Source organism: Saccharopolyspora gloriosae, assembly GCF_014203325.1.
Classification (GTDB): domain Bacteria; phylum Actinomycetota; class Actinomycetes; order Mycobacteriales; family Pseudonocardiaceae; genus Saccharopolyspora_C; species Saccharopolyspora_C gloriosae.
On record NZ_JACHIV010000001.1, the window covers coordinates 4,896,384 to 4,914,713 of the forward strand.

At 71.6% G+C, this 18,330-nt stretch carries 15 protein-coding genes; all 15 read right to left on the bottom strand.

Features of this window, described 5'->3' with window-relative positions; all coding sequences use genetic code 11:
* Positions 1-25 precede the first annotated feature (25 nt).
* Positions 26-829 carry a carbohydrate ABC transporter permease gene (locus BJ969_RS21240; RefSeq protein ID WP_184481353.1) on the bottom strand — a complete coding sequence of 268 codons (804 nt, stop codon included), beginning with the start codon at positions 827-829 and terminating at the stop codon, positions 26-28.
* Complete coding sequence (locus BJ969_RS21245) at positions 822-1,706, bottom strand: carbohydrate ABC transporter permease (RefSeq protein ID WP_184481354.1); 885 nt, start codon at positions 1,704-1,706, stop codon at positions 822-824. The genes BJ969_RS21240 and BJ969_RS21245 overlap by 8 nt, the downstream gene beginning before the upstream one ends.
* Positions 1,703-3,028, bottom strand: coding sequence for an ABC transporter substrate-binding protein (locus tag BJ969_RS21250; protein WP_184481355.1), 1,326 nt, complete (start codon positions 3,026-3,028; stop codon positions 1,703-1,705). The genes BJ969_RS21245 and BJ969_RS21250 overlap by 4 nt, the downstream gene beginning before the upstream one ends.
* 350 nt (positions 3,029-3,378) lie before the next feature.
* Entirely contained in the window at positions 3,379-4,191 is an 813-nt protein-coding gene (locus tag BJ969_RS21255) for an ESX secretion-associated protein EspG (RefSeq protein ID WP_184481356.1), read from the bottom strand.
* 46 nt (positions 4,192-4,237) lie between these two features.
* Entirely contained in the window at positions 4,238-5,671 is a 1,434-nt protein-coding gene (locus tag BJ969_RS21260) for a PPE domain-containing protein (RefSeq protein ID WP_184481358.1), read from the bottom strand.
* A 51-nt stretch (positions 5,672-5,722) separates the two neighbouring features.
* Entirely contained in the window at positions 5,723-6,250 is a 528-nt protein-coding gene (locus BJ969_RS21265; protein WP_184481360.1) for a DUF3558 family protein, read from the bottom strand.
* Positions 6,247-6,774 carry a hypothetical protein gene (locus BJ969_RS21270; RefSeq protein ID WP_184481362.1) on the bottom strand — a complete coding sequence of 176 codons (528 nt, stop codon included), beginning with the start codon at positions 6,772-6,774 and terminating at the stop codon, positions 6,247-6,249. The genes BJ969_RS21265 and BJ969_RS21270 overlap by 4 nt, the downstream gene beginning before the upstream one ends.
* A gap of 170 nt (positions 6,775-6,944) precedes the next feature.
* Complete coding sequence (locus BJ969_RS21275) at positions 6,945-7,688, bottom strand: cell division protein FtsQ/DivIB (protein ID WP_343071522.1); 744 nt, start codon at positions 7,686-7,688, stop codon at positions 6,945-6,947.
* On the bottom strand, positions 7,685-9,151 hold the full coding sequence (gene murC, locus BJ969_RS21280; protein ID WP_343071523.1) for a UDP-N-acetylmuramate--L-alanine ligase: 1,467 nt from the start codon (positions 9,149-9,151) through the stop codon (positions 7,685-7,687). Before murC ends, BJ969_RS21275 begins: the two co-directional genes overlap by 4 nt.
* A complete protein-coding gene (murG, locus tag BJ969_RS21285; RefSeq protein WP_184481364.1) occupies positions 9,148-10,269 on the bottom strand; it encodes an undecaprenyldiphospho-muramoylpentapeptide beta-N-acetylglucosaminyltransferase in 1,122 nt (373 codons plus the stop codon). Before murG ends, murC begins: the two co-directional genes overlap by 4 nt.
* Positions 10,266-11,690, bottom strand: a complete 1,425-nt coding sequence (gene ftsW / locus BJ969_RS21290) for a putative lipid II flippase FtsW (protein WP_184481366.1) — start codon at positions 11,688-11,690, stop codon at positions 10,266-10,268. The genes murG and ftsW overlap by 4 nt, the downstream gene beginning before the upstream one ends.
* 4 nt (positions 11,691-11,694) lie before the next feature.
* The gene (gene murD / locus BJ969_RS21295; protein ID WP_343071524.1) at positions 11,695-13,080 is read right to left on the bottom strand and encodes a UDP-N-acetylmuramoyl-L-alanine--D-glutamate ligase; all 1,386 of its coding nucleotides are present in this window, start codon (positions 13,078-13,080) and stop codon (positions 11,695-11,697) included.
* 276 nt (positions 13,081-13,356) lie between these two features.
* Positions 13,357-14,433 carry a phospho-N-acetylmuramoyl-pentapeptide-transferase gene (gene mraY, locus BJ969_RS21300; protein ID WP_184481368.1) on the bottom strand — a complete coding sequence of 359 codons (1,077 nt, stop codon included), beginning with the start codon at positions 14,431-14,433 and terminating at the stop codon, positions 13,357-13,359.
* On the bottom strand, positions 14,430-15,944 hold the full coding sequence (locus BJ969_RS21305; RefSeq protein ID WP_184481370.1) for a UDP-N-acetylmuramoyl-tripeptide--D-alanyl-D-alanine ligase: 1,515 nt from the start codon (positions 15,942-15,944) through the stop codon (positions 14,430-14,432). Before BJ969_RS21305 ends, mraY begins: the two co-directional genes overlap by 4 nt.
* Positions 15,941-17,644, bottom strand: a complete 1,704-nt coding sequence (locus BJ969_RS21310) for a UDP-N-acetylmuramoyl-L-alanyl-D-glutamate--2,6-diaminopimelate ligase (protein WP_184481372.1) — start codon at positions 17,642-17,644, stop codon at positions 15,941-15,943. The genes BJ969_RS21305 and BJ969_RS21310 overlap by 4 nt, the downstream gene beginning before the upstream one ends.
* Positions 17,645-18,330: the final 686 nt, after the last annotated feature.

Here is an 18,330-nt window from a genome sequence, read left to right on the forward strand (position 1 = left end):
CCGACAGCGCCGCCGGGAGAAGGGATCACTTCAGCCCGGTGGTCTTGAGCGAGTCGATCAGCTTGCGCTGGCCGAACAGGAACACCAGCACGGTGGGGACGGCGGCGACCAGCGCGGCGGCGATCACGTAGTGCTGCTTCGAGGCGTACTGCCCTTGCAGCGAGGCGATGCCGACCTGGACCACGCGCAGCGACTCGTCCTGGGCGACCACGAGCGGCCACAGGAACGAGTTCCAGTTGGTGAGGAAGAACAGCACCGCCAGCGCGGCCAGCATCGGCCTGCTCAGCGGCAGCACCACGTGCCAGTAGGTCCGCCAGTGGCCGCAGCCGTCGAGCTGGGCGGCGTCCTCCAGTTCGCGCGGCACCCCGAGGTAGAACTGCCGCAGCAGGAAGATGCCGAAGGCGTTGAACACGCCGGGCACGATGAGCCCCGCGTAGGTGTCGACCATGCCGAGGGTGCGCACGACGAGGAACAGCGGCACCAGGATGACCGGCAGCGAGATCAGCAGCGTCGCGATGATGGTGGCGAACGCGATGCCGCGACCGCGGAAGTGCATCCGGGCCAGGGCGTACGCGGCCATCGAGTGCAGCAGCAGCGCGACCGCGGTCACTGCGGCGGAGACGAACGCGCTGTTGGCGAGGTAGCGCAGGAACGGCACCTCGGTCAGCACGTAGCGCACGTTGTCGAGGGTGAGCGAGCTCGGCCACGTCGCGGAGTACAGCTCGGATTCCGGCCGGAACGCGGCCAGCAGCAGCCACAGCAGCGGGGCGACGGTCAGCAGCGCCACCAGGTAGGCGAGCAGGGCCTTGCCGCGCACGCGGCTACGCATCGAACCGGCCTCCTCGGGTCGCGGCGAACAGCAGGCCGGTGACGGTGCCCAGCAGCAGCACCAGCAGCGCGCAGATCGCCGCCGCGTAGCCGAACCGGCCGAACTGGAACGCCTGCTGGTAGGCGTAGTAGACGATGGTGGAGGTCGCGTTCGCGGGACCACCGGAGGTGGTCACGAAGACGAGGTCGAACGCCTGGAGCCCGGTGACGGCGTTGACCATCGAGGTGACGAGCACGAAGAAGCTGGTGGGCCGCAGCATCGGCCAGGTCACGTGCCGGAATCGGTGCCACGCGCCGGCGCCGTCCACGGTGGCCGCGTCGTAGAGGTCGCCGGGGATGTCGTTGAGGCCGCCGAGGAAGATGAGCATCTGGTAGCCCATCAGGAACCACACGCTGATCAGCACCAGCGTGACCAGCGCCAGGTCCGGGTCGCCCAGCCAGGAGACGCCGCCGAGCCCGAACGCCGCGCCGATGCGGTTGACCAGCCCGGTCTTGTCGGTGAGCAGGAACTGCCAGAGCAGTCCGACGACGACGAGGCTCACCGCGTTCGGCAGGAACAGCGCGGCGCGCACCGCGCCGACGCCGGGGAAGTGGTCGCGCACCAGCAGCGCCAGGCCGAGTCCGCACGCGAACACCAGCGGCACGAACAGGATCGTGTAGAGCGCGGTGACGCCGAAGCTCTGCCACAGCAGGCCGTCGCCGGCCATCAGCCGGAAGTTGCTGAGCCCGGCCCATTCCACGTTGCCGAAACCGTCCACTTCGAACAGGCCGACGACCAGCGCCAGCACCGTCGGGACGGCGACGAACACCAGCAGTCCCAGCCCGTCGGGTGCCAGGAAGCCCAGTGCCGCGCGGCCTTCGGCGCGTCGAGCGCTCATTGGATCGCCGCCCCGTCGTAGCCGTCGAGGAACGCGTCGATCTGCTCGGCGGCGCTCGCCGCGGCGGCACCGGGGTCGGCGCCGTCGAGCTGGGTGGCCTGCAGCGCGTCGGAGATCGCCCGGTACACCTCGGGCGGGTAGCGGGGTTCCGGGCGCGCGTCGGTCATGACCTGGTCGGCGAAGACCTGCATCGGCCCGTCGCTGAACGCGCCGTGCTCTTCGGCGGCGCGGCGCACCGAGCGGCGCGGCGGGATGCCGGTCTTGGCTTCGGTGTTCCACTGGCGCATCCGCTCCACGCAGGCCGGATCGGAGGACCCGAGCGCCCAGGCGACGAATTCGGCCGCGGCCTCCGGGTTGGCGCCCTTCGCGTTGGCGACCATGGCCCAGCTGCCCAGCGCGGTGGTGGACGTGGCGCCGGGCGGCGCGGGCATGGGGGTCACGCCGTAGCGGAAGCCGGGGGCTTGTTCGGCGATCTCGGCGATGCCCCAGATTCCGAGCTGCTGCATCGCGCAGTAGCCCTGGGCGAGGTTGGAGATCGAGTCGTTGCCGCCTTCGCCCTGCACCCGGCGGGGTGCGCTGCCCGCGCCCACCGCGTCCTGCCACAGCCGCAGCGCGCGCCGGGTCGCGGGCGAGTCGAACGCGCTGCGGTGCTGGTCGGGGGTGAGGACTTCGCCGCCCGCCATCCACAGCCAGGGGTACCAGGTGAAGTTCTGGTAGTAGCCGGGGTTGGTCTCGAACAGCATCCCGAACCGGTCGGGGGTGGTGAGGCGGTCGGCGAGCCCCAGCAGGTCGTCCCAGGTCGTCGGCAGGTCGCCTTCGGACAGCCCGGCGCGTTCGAAGGCGTCCTCGGCGTAGAACAGCGCGAGCGGCTCGATCTCCATCGGCAGCCCGTACACCCGGTCGTCGACGAGGCGGGTGGCGAGCACTTCGGGCAGGAAGTCCTCGCGCACGCCGGGTTCCAGGTGCGGGGTGAGGTCGGCGAGCGCGCCGCCGTTGTAGTAGCGCAGGAAGTCGCCGGGGCTGAGCAGGAACACGTCCGGCCCGGCGCCCGCGCTGAACGAGGTCTGCAGGGTGGGACCCGCCTTGTAGTCCTTGTTCGGCACGTAGCGCAGCCGGACCTGCACCTCGTGGGTGGCGTTCCAGTCCGCGGCGAGCTTGATGATCCAGTCGTTCTGGCTCTTGGTCTGCCCGCCGGGTCCGTAGAAGTTCCACAGGCTGATCTCGTGCGGGTTCCGCGCGGGTGCGCACCCGGCGGCACCGGCGAGCAGCACCGCTCCCGCGCCGCACAACGCGGTCCGTCGGCTGATCGCGGCGTCGGCCATCACAACCCCCAGAAAACGATTTCTGAAACCTATTCCGGGGTTGGATCATCGTCAATGCGCCATTCAGGGCTGCCCGTCGCGGCGCCGATCAGGACCGAATTCGACCTGATCGCGAATGCGAGGCTCCTTTCGGAGCAATCCGCTCACGTCCTAGGAGGACTCGCGGCCGGCGAATGCGCTCACCTCGGCCGAATCCCCTTCGTACACCCGATATCAAGGCCACTGAGCAGGGAGAATGCTTCTTCCACAGGCCCTCGGCGACCTCCTTCCGGCGACGATTCCGCTCGTGGACGAGCCATTCGGCGCGCCGGGTCCCGCAGTGCGAAGAACGCCCCCCAGCCGGGCGTCGATCAACCTCGCACCGAAGCGACGAGCGCGTCGAGATGCATTCTGATCGTCCGCGCATCGGCCGGGGTGAGCGAATACATCCGCTCCCCCGTGGCGCCCCGCTCGTGGTGGTCGAGGTAGCGCCCGTCGGGCTCGGCGTTGTCGAACCAGCGCGCCACCGCGGAGCGCCGCTGCCGCCCGCCCGGTTCCCGCGCAGAGGCGGCGAACTGCCCTGCCCGCACGTGGGTGTCCGCGCCGATGCCGCGGTACAGCTCGACGAGCCGATCACCGCTGCCGCGCACCGGAGACATCTGCCGCAGGAACCCGCCCGGCGCCGGTTCCGCGTCCTCCCGCAACGAGCTCTCCGGCACCTGCACCCGGCCCCGGTTGCCGGGCGGGGCCGACGGCAGGGTCGCCAGCAGCACCTCCGGCAGCGAGACCTTCTCGTGCACCTCCACGGTCAACGCGCCGCCGAACCGGCCGCCCTCGTCCGGGGACTGCACGCCGAGCACCACCCGGCCGCCGTCGGTCAGCGCGGCGACGGTGCGCCACGCCGCGTCGGCGCCGAACTCGGGGAACCACAGGGAATCGACCCACAGGTACGGCTTGGTGAGCACCCGCAGCGCTCGCGCGAGCTCCGCCGGGACGTCGTCGTCGACCAGGATTCCCAGGTCCCGCAAGGTGCCCGCCTCCCGCCGGGCGACCTCGCCCAGCTGCCGCCGGGTCCGCCCGTAGGCGGGACCTTCCAACGGCAACGTGAGGTCGTCCAACCCCAGGTAGCTGCGCACCAGGTACAGGTGCAGCGGGTGCAGCCGCCATCGCACGATCAAGCTCATCGCTCCCCCTCGACCGGTGATCCCCCCACCGGTGTCCGAACCGGATTCACTCGCCGAACACGGGCGGAGCGGTGTTCGGCATGCCGTCCATCCAGACGTCGTCCTGCTCCTGGAGCCAGCCGGGGCGTTCGTGCTCGTAGTCCTCGCCGCCCTGCCCGCCGCGGCCGGCACCGCCCATGCCGCCGCCCATGGCGCCGCGCGCCCCACCGGCACCTCCCGCGGCGCCTCCGATGCCCGCCGCGCGGGGTCCGGCGCCGACGTTCGGCGTGCCGACTCCGGCCCGGCCGCCCGGCCCCGGCGGATTCGTCGTGCTCGTGCCGGTCTTGCCGCTCCCGATACCGCCGCCCGGCCCGCCTCTGCCGGTGCCGCCGCCGGTCGCCGGTCCACCGGCACGACCCCCGCCGCCTCCTCCGTGCAGCGGTGGCGCCACGGCCCCCGGCGGGAACTGCGAGTGGCCCGGGGGGCGCGGCGGGGTGCGGTCCTGCGGCGCTTCGGGTCGGTCCGGCACCCACGAAGGATCGGTCTTGGCGGGACCGTCCGGCCTCGGACGGCCGTTCTCGTCGGGATACGGCATCGGCTGGACCTTCCGGTCACCGCCGCCCCGTTCGTTCCCGCCGCGGTCGTTCCCGCCCTGGTCGCCGCGGCGGTCGGATCCTCCGGTCCCGCCGTTGCGGTCCTCCCGCGGATCCACGGGAGGCGGCGGCGGTTCCACGGGAGGTGGTTCGCTCGGCGGAGGCGGCGGCAGCGGGGCGCCGTCCAAGCCCGGATAGGCCGGGACCGTGGCGTCGACGTCCTCGTAGGTCGGGGTCAGCACCCGCTGCATGGTCTCCTGAGCGGCGCGCTCGGCCTCCTGCCGTTCCCGCATCTGGGCCAGTGCGTCCACGCCGCCACCGACGAGCCCGCCGGGGATGCTCGAGGCGATGGTGCGTCCGATGCTGAAGTCCTGCGGTTCCGGCACCATCGCCTTCGCCTGCCCGGCGGCCGAACCCGCTTCCTCGATCTTGTTCCCGGTGAGGTGGAACGCTTCCCCGCTGTCGGCCATCCACTTCACCAGCGGATCAGCCGAAGCCTTCGCCGCGTCCGCGGCGTCACCCTCCCAGCCACCGTCGATCGCGGCCTGCGCATCGCGCTGCAGATCCGGGCCTAGTTCTTTGAGCACGGCGCCGATCTCCCGCCATGCGCGGGCGATTTCCCGCGCCTGCGCCTGGTCGATCGACCGCTCGTTGATCTCGTACAACTCGGCGTGGCCGTAGGACTGCCAGTTCTCCTGCTCTGTGATCGACGGCGGATCGAACTCCCCACCGGTGTGCAACCGCTCGTTCTGCTCCGCCAGGGCGTTCCGCCGCCGTTCACCTGCCCGCGTGGCGTCCTGCGCGCGTTCGCTCTGCTCCCGCTGCGCGTTCGTGTCGTAACCCAGCCAGTGCGCACCAGCGTCGTGGACGGCGTCCCCGACCGCACCCGCCCACTCTCCGAACCCCATGCTCGTCCCCCCAGTTCGACATCGCCCCGCCTCACCCGAATCGGCCGATGATCAGTGCGGCATCCTCGGCGCGATCAACTCGGCGAGCCGCCAGGACTCGGCGCACTCGTCCCGTCCCTCGTCGTTGAGCTCCCCCGCCGTCACGATGATCACGCCACCCCCGGCGTCGAACATCGTGGAGCAGATCCGGCTCTTGGTCGCACTCGCATCGATCGTGTTTGCCGCAGGCCGCCCTTGGAGCTCACGGCGGTCGAACTTGGCCCAGTTATCCTGCGCCCCGTACTTCGCCACAGACATCCGCTGGTTCTTGAAGAAGCTGTACCCGAACGGATCGCCGTCGAAGTCGCATCCCGGCTCGGACGTGATGCCGTTGTTCGGGTGGCCGGGAACCCAGGCTCCGCGCTCGGTCAGTTCGTCGGCGGTGAGCAGGGCGCAGGGATCGACCGGAGAAAGCCCCGTCGCGGGTCTCGGCCGAGCTTGGTCCGGTTCGTCAGCCTCGGAATTCAGCGCACAGCCAGAACTCGCCAGCAGCACGCACACCCCCAACACCGGTACCGCTGCGCGGGCCCGAAGGCTCATCGCTGCTCCCCTCGGCTCAAATCCTCCGCGATCGATTCGTCCATGGATGAATAGTCTTTTTCCGCCTGACGGAACAGCTCAGCCCTCTTGCCAAGTTCATCCCCAAGCTTCGTGATCAAGTCAGCGGCACCGACACCAGGATCCACCGCCTTATGCTCAAACTTCCGGGATAACTGAACGGCCGAGGAGTACTCACCTAGCCCCTGAACACGCCCCAGCCGCTCAGCATCTCTCCGAACTCGAGCCAACCGCATTTGCGCCTTCTCGTACGCGGCCGCCGCCTTCGCCGCCGCATCGGGCTCGAACTTGAGCTGCCCGGAGGCGACCTTCCCGCGCACTTCGTCGGTCTGCGCGGAGATTCCACTCAGCTGCGCGGAGATGTTCCCCCAGCCGCCACCGGGGCTCGCCGCCCCCTGTTCGCCCGCCACAACGTCTCCTCGTGCCGCCCCCGTGGACACGACGAACATTATCGAATGACTGAATGCGAATGCCCGAATTTCGCACGATACGTCGATCAGATACACCCGTTGGACGTATGCACAATGGGAACGTCGGCCGATTCAACACCCGATGAGACGTACGATATTTCCGGTCGGCATATGCCGAATCGGATCAATCCGCGAACACCACGTCATCGGCGCGATGTGGAACTAACGCTAATCCCGCACTCGCGCGCATTCCACTCGCGAGACCGTCACGCCACGGTCGGCAGGTCCGGGCTGGTGACGTCGTAGACCTGGCCCTCGCGGGTGAGCAGCGGGATCAGGATCGCCGCTTTCCGGGCCGAGTCGCCGCTCTCGCCCCAGTGCACCTGCCGGCCTCCCGTCAACCCCAGGTACAGGTTGTGCGGCCGATCGGCGCGAACCTCGGTCACCTGGGACCGCAGCTGCGGCGGCAGCGCCGTGAGCACGATCATCGCCACCCGGACGCCTTCGGCCCGGTCATCGCCCAGCCGCAGCTGCGCGAGCCCGGCGGGCGGGCGCGGCACCGTGCGGAACGGCACCCCGGCCGCGTCGATCAACCGCACCCCGCTGTCGCCCGGCCCGTCGGCGGGCAGGTAGGCGACGGCGGTGCGCTCGGTGATCTCCAGCCGCACCGTCGACGGCCAGTCCAGGTGCACCTCGGAACCCGCGATCTCCGGGACCTCGCCCAGCCGCGAGCGGATGCCGTCGGAGTCGACCTGCAGCATCGGGTTGCCGAGTTCGATCCCGGCGGAGTCGAGCACCGCCTGTTCGGGAACCGCCGCGGCGCCCTCGACCCGCACCGACCGCACCCCGAGGATCGGGGTGAAGTACAGCAGGACGACCACGCCGGTGATCACCGACATCAGCACCGGCAGCAACCACCGGCGGTCGGGGCGGGACGCGCCGCCGCGCACCGGACGGCCGCGAGTGCTGCGCACTCCCGGCCGCCGCGATGCCCGCCCCGACGCGTTCACCCCGTGGCTCCGTCGGTGCCCGCGGCCCGTTCCAGCTCGACCAGGATCTCCGGGCCGAGCATCGTCACGTCGCCCGCGCCCATGGTGAGCACCAGGTCGCCCGGCGCGGCCAGGCCCGCGACCAGCGGCGCCGCGTCCGTCAGCGACGGTTCGAAGTGCACCCGCCGCGGTGCGCCCGGGATCGCGTCGGCGATGAGCGCGCCGGTGACGCCGGGCTCGGGGTCTTCCCGCGCGCCGTAGACGTCGAGCACCACGACTTCGTCGGCGAGTCCCAGCGCGGTGGCGAACTCGGTGGCGAAGGTGGCGGTGCGGGAGAACAGGTGGGGCTGGAACACGACGATCAGCCTGCCGTCGCCGACGACGGGCCGGGCGGCGCGCAGCTGCGCGTCGACCTCGGTCGGGTGGTGGGCGTAGTCGTCGTAGACCTGCACCCCACCGGCCTGGCCCTTGAACTCGAAGCGGCGGCGCACGCCGCCGAACGCGGCGAGCCCGTCGAGCAGTTCTTCCAGCGGCGCCCCGAGTTCGAGCCCGGCCAGCAGCGCGGCGACGGCGTTGCCGGCCATGTGCTCGCCGGGCACGGAGACCTGCACGTCGACGCGCTGCGGTCCGTCCGGGCCGCCGAGTTCGACGGCCGCGACACCGGCGCCGTGCTCGGGCCGGTAGTCGACGATGCGCGCGTCGCCCACGCCGTCCGCGTGCTGCCCGTAGCGGCGGACGCGCAACCCGGCCGCTTCGGCCTGCCCGGCCAGCCGCGCGGAGCCCGCGTCGTCGGTGTTGACGATGAGCACCCCGCCCGGCTCGATGCGGCGGACGAACTCGTCGAAGACCTCGGTGTAGGCCTCGGCGGTGCCGTGGTGGTCCAGGTGGTCGGGTTCGACGTTGGTCACCACGGCCACCGAGGGCGCGAACACCAGGAACGACCCGTCGCTCTCGTCGGCTTCGGCGACGAACACGCCGCCTTCGCCGTGGTGCGCGTTCGCCCCGGACTCGTTGAGGTCGCCGCCGATCGCGAACGACGGGTCGAGCCTGCAGTGCTGCAGCGCGACGGTGAGCATCGAGGTCGTGGACGTCTTGCCGTGCGTGCCGGCGACGCAGGCGACCCGGTGGTCGGCCATCAGCGCGGCGAGCGCTTCGGCGCGGCGCAGCACGGCCACCCCGCGGCGCTGGGCTTCGACGAGTTCCGGGTTGTCCGGCCGGATCGCGGTGGACACCACGATCGCCGTCGGGTCCTCGTCGAGCTGGTCGAGGTTCTCGCCGCGGTGCCCGAGCGCCACGTGCGCGCCTTGCGCGCGCAGCGCCAGCACGGTGCGGGAGTCGCGGGCGTCGGAACCGGACACCTGCCGGTCGCGGGCCAGCAGGATGCGGGCGATGCCGCTCATGCCGGCGCCGCCGATGCCCACGAGGTGCACTCGGGACAGCAGGTCGTCGGTACCGCTGCGTTGCGCGGTCTGTGGTTCGGTCACTGGCCGGCCACCTCCAGCACGATTCGTGCGAGCACCTGGTCGGCTTCGCGATGTCCGGTGCCCAGCGTGGCACGACTCATCATCTGCAGCCGCTGCGGGTCGCGGCCCAGCGGCAGGATCTCGTTGATGACCTTGTCCGGGGTCATGTCCTCATCGGACACGAGCAGCGCGCCGCCGGCGGAGACGACGGGCTGCGCGTTGAGCGCCTGCTCCCCGTTGCCGTGCGGCAGCGGCACGAACACCGCGGGCAGGCCGACCGCGGAGACCTCGGCGACGGTCATCGCCCCGGAGCGGCACACCACGAGGTCCGCCGCCGCGTAGGCGAGGTCCATCCGCTCCAGGTACGGCACGGCGTTGTAGATCGGCGCACCCGGCACCTGCTGCACGGCGAGGGTGTTCTTCGGGCCGTGCGCGTGCAGCACTCCGATGCCCGCCCGGCCGAGCGCCTGCGCGGCACCGGAGAACGCGGTGTTCAGCGTCTGCGCGCCCTGCGAGCCGCCGAACACGAGGATCGTCGGCGCGTGCGGGTGCAGCCCGAAGAACTGCCGGGCCTGCATGCGCAGCGCCGCGCGGTCGAGGCCGGTGATGGATTCCCGCAGCGGGATGCCGATGGGCCGGGCCCCGGCGAGTCCGCTGTCGGGGGTGGCGGCCAAGATCCGCTCGGCGAACCGGGCGCCGACCTTGTTCGCCATGCCCGCTCGGGCGTTGGCCTCGTGCACGACGATCGGTGTCTTGCCGCGCGCCGCCAGGTAGGCGGGGAGCGATACGTAGCCGCCGAATCCGACGACGACGTCGGCTTCGACGCGTTCCAGCACGTCCTTCGTCTTGCGCACCGAGTCCCACACCTTGCCCGGCATCTTCAGGAGTTCGGCGCTGGGTTTGCGCGGCATCGGCACCGGCGGCACCAGTTCCAGCGGGTAGCCGCGAGCGGGCACCAGCCGGTTCTCCAGGCCGCGCTCGGTGCCGAGCGCGGTGATGCGCGCGTCGGGCCGCAGCCTGCGCACGGCGTCGGCCAGGGCGAGGGCCGGCTCGATGTGTCCGGCGGTGCCGCCGCCTGCGACGACGACCGACAGGCCGCGCCGGGCGGGGTATCCGGGGGCCGGTTGCTGCCCGCTCAACGGTGTCCTCCTCGTGTCTGTGCCCGGGATCCGGTCTTGCCGCGGGCCGCGGTGCGGTTCCGCGCGTCCGGTGATCCCCGGCGGGTCGGCTGTGCCCCTGCGCTGCGCGCACCAGGGCGAGTCGAGGGTGCGGTGCGCGCCGCGCGGCGTTTCGCCGGCGGGCGGTAGGGCTCGGGTGTGGACAGCCGCAGCAGTTTCCCGACGCGGCCCGGTCCGAGGGACCGTAGCGCGGCGATCGCTTCGGGTTCGTGCCGGGCGAAGTTCGCCAGCAGCCCGAACACCAGCATGCTGGTCACCACCGACGAGCCGCCGGAGGAGATCAGCGGCAGCGGCAGCCCGGTGATCGGCAGCAGGCCCACCACGTAGCCCACGTTGATCGCGGCCTGCCCGACGAGCCAGGCGGTGAGGGTGGCGGCGACGAGCCGGATCCACGGGTCGGTGTTGCGGGCGGCGATGCGCATGCCGACGTAGGCGGTGGTGCCGAACAGGATCAGCACGACGGTGCAGCCGACGAACCCGAGTTCTTCGCCGATCACGGCGAAGATGAAGTCGTTGTGCGCGTTGGGCAGGTACTGCCACTTGGACCAGCCTTGGCCGAGGCCGCGGCCGAACAGCCCGCCGTCGGCGAGCGCGAACAGCGCCTGCCGCGCGTGGTAGCCGCGCCCGGTGGGGTCGGAGGCGGGGTCCAGGAAGGTGGTGATCCGGTCCATCCGGTATTGCGCGACCATCGCGAGCACGACGGCGGCGGTGATGGCGCCGAGCACGGACACGCCGAACAGCCGCAGCGGTGCGCCCGCGAACCACATCAGGGCGAGCAGCACGATGAACAGCGTGATCGTGGAGCCGAGGTCGGGCTGGAGCATGACCAGCGCGAACATCATCATCGCGGCGGGCACCACGGGCACCAGCAGGTGCCGGTACTGCGCGAGCAGCCCGCGCTTGGTCACCAGCACGTGCGCGCCCCAGAGAGCGAAGGCGATCTTGGCGAATTCGACGGGCTGGAAGGAGACGCCGCCGAGCACGAACCAGCTCTGCGCGCCGTTGCGTTCGGTGCCCAGCGGGGTGAGCACGAGCAGCAGCATCAGCAGGCAGCCGCCGAACACGGTCAGGCTGTGCTTGCGCATCTGCCGCACCGGCAGCCGCAGCGCGCCGTAGAACAGCAGCAGTCCGGCGGCGCAGTAGATGACCTGGCGGATGAAGATGTCGTAGGACGATCCGGCGCTGGTGAACGAGTCCACGCTGGACGCGGACAGCACCATCACCAGGCCGAACACGGTGAGCAGCCCGAACACGGCCAGCAGCAGGTGGAACGAGGCAAGCGGCCGGGTGAGCCACGCGGTCAACGGCGTGGTGATCGCGGCGATGCCGGTGGGGCGGCTGCTGCGGCGCGGGCGGCGCGCGGTGGCGGTGGAGGTGGCCACGGCGTCACCCGTCGGAGGGGGCGATCGTGGCGGGCAGCGCCCGCACGGCGTCGGCGAAGGCCCGGCCCCGGTGCGCGTAGTCGGTGAACATGTCCATCGAAGCGGCGGCGGGGGCGAGCAGCACCGCCGTGCCGGGGTCGGCGAACGCGGCGGCCTTGGTCACGGCCTGGGACATGCCCTCATCGTCTCCCGACGCGACCTGCTCCACGGGCACGTGCGGGGCGTGTCGGGCGAGTGCTTCGGCGAATGCGGCGCGGTCGCGGCCGATGAGCACCACGGCGGCGAGCCGGTCGGCGTTGCGGGCGACGAGTTCGTCGACTTCGGCGCCTTTGAGCAGTCCGCCCGCGATCCACACGACGCGGTCGTGCGCGCGCAGCGCGGCGTCGGCGGCGTGCGGGTTGGTGGCCTTGGAGTCGTCGACGTAGGTCACTCCGGCGATGTCGGCGACCGTCGCGGAGCGGTGCGCGCCGGGTTCGAATTCGCGGAGTCCGCGCTTGACGGCGTCGGCGGGCACGCCGTAGGCGCGGGCGAGCGCGGCGGCGGCGAGCGCGTTGGCCAGGTTGTGCGGGCCGCCGGGGCGCACGTCGGCGACGTCGGCGAGGACTTCGCGGTCGCCGAAGGCGCGGTCGACGAGCGCGGCGCCGGAGATGCCGAGCTGGTCCGGTCCCGGCTCGCCGAGGGTGAACGACACGGGCCTGCCCGCTCCGGTGGACAGGCGGGTGGACCAGTCGTCGTCGGCGTTGTGCACGGCGACGACGTTGCCCGCGTACACCTTGGCCTTCGCCGCGCCGTAGGCGTCGAGGGTGCCGTGCCAGTCGAGGTGGTCGTCGGCGAGGTTGAGCACTGCTCCGGCGTGCGCGGCCAGCGACCGGGACCAGTGCAGCTGGAAGCTGGACAGTTCCACCGCCAGCACCCGGTGCCCGGCGCGCACCGCGTCGACGACCGGGAGCCCGACGTTGCCGCAGGCGACGACGTCGAGCCCGGCGGCGCGCAGGATGGCTTCGAGCATGGTGACGGTGGTGGTCTTGCCGTTGGTGCCGGTGACGGCGAGCCAGTCGGCGGGTTCCGGGCGCTGCCGGTCGAGCCACCAGGCGAGTTCGACTTCGCCGAGGATCTCGATCCCGGCGTTCTCGGCGGCGGCCAGCAGCGGCGCGGTGGGCCGCCAGCCGGGGCTGGTGACCAGCAGCTCGGTCCCGTCGGGCGGTTCGAGCAGTCCGGGCACGAGGTGACCTCCGCCGTCGCGCACGGTGTCGAGCGCGGCCAGCCGCTCTTCGGACGCGTCGGTGACGGTGACCTCGGCACCGGCGGCCAGCAACGCCTCCGCCGCCGAGCGCCCGGACACCCCGGCCCCCGCGACGAGCACCCGCCGCCCCCGCAACGTTCGCGCCACCGCACTCTCCGTTCCTGCTCGACGACCCGCTCACCCACCGGGTCGTGGAATCCTTACCGAAGATCTTTTGATCATTGTCCTGTCAGCGGCGAAGCCGCTGAGCAGTGACCACCCTGGCAGGTCGACCACCGGCGGGTTCTCAGCGGTCTTCTCGCGAGGACGGCTTTTTCCCTCGTGGCGGAGCCACTTGGGAAAAAGACCCCGCAGCGAGAAGACCGCTGAGGTTCCGCTACCCGACCCACTACGCAGACCACTCCGAATCACCTCGACGACTCATCACACGTCGACGAGGCTGAGCCAGTCTGCGTAGAAGAGTCCGACGCCGAACAGGCAGCTGATGCCCGCCAGCACCCAGAATCTGATGATCACCGTGGTTTCCGCCCACCCGGCGAGCTCGAAGTGGTGGTGGAACGGCGCCATCCGGAACAGCCTGCGCCGGGTGCTGCGGAACACGACGATCTGCAGCACGACCGACAGCGCCTCGACGACGAACAGCCCACCGATGATGATCATGAGCAGTTCGGTGCGGGTCACCATGCTCAGCCCGGCGACGAGGCCGCCCAGCGCCAGCGACCCGGTGTCGCCCATGAAGATCTTCGCGGGTGCCGCGTTCCACCACAGGAATCCGATGCACGCGGCCATCGCCGCGGCGGCTACCACCGCGATGTCCAGCGGGTCCCGCACCGTGTAGCAGGCCGGGCCGGTGCCGCTGCCGCCCGTGCAGTCGTAGCGCAGCTGCCAGAACGAGATGAGCACGTAGGTGGCCAGCACCATCGCGGCGGTGCCGCCGGCGAGCCCGTCCATTCCGTCGGTGAAGTTGACGGCGTTGGACCAGCCGCTGATCGCCACGTACGCGAAGATCACGAACCCGATCGTGCCGAAGGACACGACGGTGATGTCGCGGATGAACGACAGGTGCTCGGAGGCGGGCGTGATCCCGTTGTTGTCCGGGAACCGCATCGCCAGGATCGCGAACAGCACCGCCGCGACCAGCTGGCCGACGAGCTTCGCGGTCTTGTTCAGGCCGAGGTTGCGCTGCTTGCGGATCTTGATGAAGTCGTCGAGGAACCCGACGATGCCCAGCGCGGTGGTCAGCCCGAGCACCAGCAGGCCGGAGACGGAGGGGCCCTCTTCGGCGACGGTGAGGTGGGTGACCAGGTACCCGACCCACATGGCGACGAGGATCGCCATGCCGCCCATCGTGGGCGTGCCGCGCTTGGCGGCGTGGGACTTCTGCACTTCTTCGCGGATCTCCTGGCCGAAGCCCTGCTTGGAGAAGATCCGGATCAAGTACGGGGTGAACAGGATGGAGACGACCAGCGCCACCGCTGCGGCGACGAGGATGCTCTTCACGGGTGACCCCCGGCTTGTTCGGTGGCGGTGTTCTCGGTGACCTGCTCGGTCAGCTGTTCCGCGACGCGCCAGAGCGCGGCGACTTTGGACGCCTTGGCGAGCACGACGTCACCGGGACGCAGCTCGGCGCGCAGCAGCGCGACGGCGGCATCGACATCCGGCACCTGGACCGACTCCTCTCCCCACGACCCTTCCAGCGACGCACCTTGGTGCATCGCGCGCGCCTGCTCACCGACCACCACGAGGCGGTCGATGTTGAGCCGGACGGCGAGCCGCCCGATCTCGTCGTGCGCGGCGACCTCGGCGTCGCCGAGTTCGCCCATGACTCCGAGCACCGCCCAGGCGCGGCCCGGTTTGCCCCTGGTCATCGAGGCGAGCGTTTTCAGCGCCGCGCGCACCGATTCCGGGTTGGCGTTGTAGGCGTCGTTGATGACGGTGACGCCGCCGGAGGTCTCGGTGACCTCCATGCGCCGGGCCGAGACCCGCCGCACGCCGCCGAGCCGGTCGGCGGCTTCCTCGACGCTCGCGCCGAGTTCCATCGCGATGGCGGCGGCGGTGAGCGCGTTGCCGATGTGGTGCTCGCCGTGCAGCGGCAGCCGCACCCGCGCGGAACCGGCGGGGGTGGCCAGCGTGAACGAGGCCCGCGCCTGCTCGTCGAGGTCGATGTCCTCGGCGCGCACGTCGGCGGCGGGGCTCTGCCCGACGAGCACGACGCGCGCGGCGGTCCGCTCGGCCATGGCGGCGACCAGCGGATCGTCGGCGTTGAGCACCGCGACTCCGCCGTCGGCCGCGGCGGGCAGCGCTTCGACGAGCTCGCCCTTGGCCTGCGCGACCGCTTCCTGCGAGCCGAACTCGCCGAGGTGGGCGCTGCCGACGTTGAGCACGGCGCCGATGCGCGGCGGCGCGACCTCGCACAGCGCCGCGATGTGGCCGACTCCGCGCGCCGAGAGCTCCAGCACGAGGTGCCGGGTGGTGTCGTCGGCGCGCAGCGCGGTCCACGGGTGGCCGAGTTCGTTGTTGAACGAGCCGGGCGGCGCCACCGTCTCGCCGGCGGGGGCGAGCACCTGCGCGATGAGGTCCTTGGTCGAGGTCTTGCCGGACGAGCCGGTCACTCCGACGACGGTGAGGTCGGGCAGTCGGTCCACCACGGCGCGGGCGAGGCGCGCGAGTCCGGCGAGCACGGCGGCACCGCTGCCGTCGGTGTCCCCGGCGAGCGCCATCACGCGGTTCGGGTGGTGTTCGGGCAGCTCCGGAACGATCACCGTCGGGATCGGTTCGTCCGCTGTGGACACTTCACGCGCGGCGAGCACGCCGGCGGCTCCGTCTGCGACGGCGCGGGCGGCGAAGTCGTGCCCGTCGACGCGTTCGCCCGGGACGGCCACGAACAGCCCGCCGGGGCGGACCTGCCGGGAGTCGAACTCCACGGAACCGGTGACGATCTCGGTCCCGTCCGCGTGGTGGAGCCTGCCGCCGACCGCTTCCGCGATGTCAGCCAGGCTGAGCCGGATCACCTTGCCTCCTCGTTGCTGCCCCGGCCACCGGCCGGGTAGGTCGGCTCCCCCGAGCTCTGCGTTCCCCCGCTGCCTTCGCCGAGCCGGGCGCTGCCGGTGTCGAGCCTGCGCCGCAGCGCCGCCGCCACCTCGTCCCGGTCGGAGAAGGGGTGCACCACGCCGGCGACGTCCTGTCCGGTTTCGTGGCCCTTGCCCGCGATCACGACGACGTCTCCGACGCGGGCCCGGTGCACGGCCTCGGCGATGGCCTCCCTGCGATCGCCGACTTCGAGCACCTCACCGCGTTCGCCCTCCGGCACGTCGAGCGCTCCGCCGAGCATGGCGGCGCGGATGTCGGCGGGTTCCTCGCTGCGCGGGTTGTCGTCGGTGACGACGAGCAGGTCGGACCGGCGGGCCGCGGCTTCCCCCATCAGGGGCCGCTTCGCGACGTCCCGGTCGCCGCCGCAGCCGAGCACCACGAGCACCCGGCCGCCGACGTGCGCCCCGGTGACCTGCGCGCGCGCCGCGTCGAGCACGGCGGCGACGGCACCGGGTTTGTGCGAGTAGTCCACCACGGCGGTGAAGTCCTGCCCGAGCGCGACCCGTTCCATCCGGCCGGGCACGTCCACTTCGGCGAGGCCCTGCTCGATCGCCGCCGCGGGCACGCCCGCCGCGGTGAGCACCCCGGCGGCCAGCAGTGCGTTGGCGATGTTGAACGGCCCCGGCAGCCGCAGCCGCACGTCCAGCGTCCCGTCCGGCCCGTGCGCGCGGAAGCGCTGCTCCCCGGTGGGGAACGCTTCGACGTCGGTCGCGGTCCAGGAGGCGTCGCCGGTGGTGGACACGGTGATCGTGTCGTCGGTGACGAGCCGCTGCCCCCAGCCGCCGTCGACGCACACCACTTCGTGCTCGGAGCGGCCGTCGAACAGCAGCGCCTTCGCCTGGAAGTAGTCGTCGAGGTCGCGGTGGAAGTCCAGGTGGTCCTGGGAGAGGTTGGTGAACGCGCCGACCGCGAACCGGGTGCCGCCGACGCGGCCCAGCGCGAGCGCGTGGCTGGAGACCTCCATCGGCACGTGCGTCACGCCGTGTTCGACCATCACCGCCAGCAGCGCCTGCAGGTCGGGAGCTTCGGGCGTGGTGAACGCGCTGTCGAGGCGTTCGCCCGCGATGCGGGTCTCCACGGTGCCGACGAGGCCGGTGGTGTGACCGGCGGCGCGCAGCGCGGACTCCAGCAGGTAGCTCGTGGTCGTCTTCCCGGACGTGCCGGTGACGCCGAGGATGGTGAGCCGCTGCGAGGGGTCGCCGTAGATGCGGGCGGCGGCGGAGCCGAGCACGCCGCGCGGGTCTTCGTGCACCAGCAGCGTGACCTCACCGGCGACCACCCGCGGGTGGTCCAGCAGGGCGACGCGGTCCACACCGGCCTGGTCGGTGAGCACCGCGGTGGCACCGGCGGTGAGCGCGTCGGCGGCGAAGTCGGCACCGTGCACCCTGGTTCCGGGCAGCGCGGCGAACAGATCACCGGCCCGGACTTGCTGAGCTCGCAACGTCGCTCCGGTCACCAACCCATCACCAGGGTTGTGACCAGGCACGTTGATGACCCGTGCGCCGATAGTCTCGGCGAGTTCGTGGATCTGCACCGGCTCGACCTGAGCGGGTCGAGGCGGGGCTGTCGCGACCGCGGAAGGCACGTCGCGCAAGGCTACCGGTACCACCTGACGGGTCATGCTCATGGTCACCTCTGCGCACAGCGCGTTCTCGGACTGGGCCGTTCGGAGCAGCCCGCGGGACGGGCCGACGTCCAGTAGAACGCCTCCGGCGCGTCCCCGTCGGCGGGCCTCGCCACCGGCGCGGCGGCCGGTGCCGCGCGACGCGCGGAATGGTCGTCGCGGTACCGCGGAGAATGCGCGCGGGAATGCGCGGCGAACGCACTCCGCAATTCACCCGATGGAACTCCGAGAGCGGGGCACTCGTTCCTCCCACCGGCGGAATCCGTTTCTCGAAACCAGTTTCGAATTCGACGCCGGGCGGGTGATCCGGAAACCGCCGATTCCCCGATCCGGCTCCGCGGCGAACCACGTCGAACCCCGTCAGGATCCCTGACCTGGCCTGCGCGGACGCAGCGCCGCCACCGGCACCGGAGCGGTGCGCCCGCGAGCGAAGGGAAATGCCGGCCATGACCTCGGTCACCCGCACCCCGAAACCCCTACTTGTGGGCGGGGCCGTTCGCGGGTGACGACTGGTCCGTCTCGTGCAACTTCCGGCGGATCGTGGTGCGAACCGCCGATCGTCGTTTAGCGTTCATCTCGCCAGGTCGGTGATTCCGCGGATTTCGGGAGGATCGGTGGAAGAACGACTCGGGCGGGGGCGGCTCCGGCCGCGAGCACCGCCGGAGCGGCGACGCAGCGGGTGC